Below are 589 nucleotides of genomic sequence, written 5' to 3'. Positions count from 1 at the left end.
TTTCCCCTCCCCCCCCCCCCCCCCCCCCCCCCCCCCCCCCCCCCCCCCCCCCCCCCCCCCCCCCCCCCCCCCCCCCCCCCCCCCCCCCCCCAGGCCCCGCGAAGAAGCCCAGGCCCACCGGCCAACACAGTGGACGTACCCGGAAAGGGGTTGTGATGCTGGAAGCGGTGCGTGCCGCCCCGGTTGCCCGACGACCAGGCCCCGGTCGTGCCGGAGGATGCGCTGCCGGATGTCGGCCATGATGCGCCGGTAGTGCGGCTCGAACTGACGTGCGGGCATGCCGAAATCGTGCCCCAGCTCGGCCTTTGCGGGAGACCCGCCGGGGTGGCGTCGATCCCGTGGAGCGGCGCTCAGCTGCTCTTTCGACGGTCGGCGCTACCTCGGCGATCCCCATCGACGCCCCGGCCGGGCCGGTGCACGCGGCACCGTCGGCCACTGCACACAACCCAGGAGTGCTCCCGATTGTCGGCGTTCGGCGGAACGTGTGCCGTCGGATGCCCGTACCAGCGGCCCTGTGGGCGTACCGCCGTTTGTGGCTGCGTGCGCAGGGCGGGCGGCCCGACCTCCGCGCCCCCGTTCGGGGTCGGGT

The 589-nt window shown here is 75.7% G+C and carries 1 protein-coding gene; it reads right to left on the bottom strand.

Going from position 1 to position 589, the window contains the following annotated elements; genetic code table 11:
• The coding region (locus ACXAHD_RS32350) for a hypothetical protein (protein WP_475055215.1) at window positions 1-279 on the bottom strand (279 nt) is incomplete at its 3' end.
• Window positions 280-589: the final 310 nt, after the last annotated feature.

The organism is Micromonospora sp. ABR4_055, from assembly GCF_056160425.1.
Note: the sequence above shows the minus strand (reverse complement) of the source record. Positions and strands in the feature narration are given on the sequence as shown.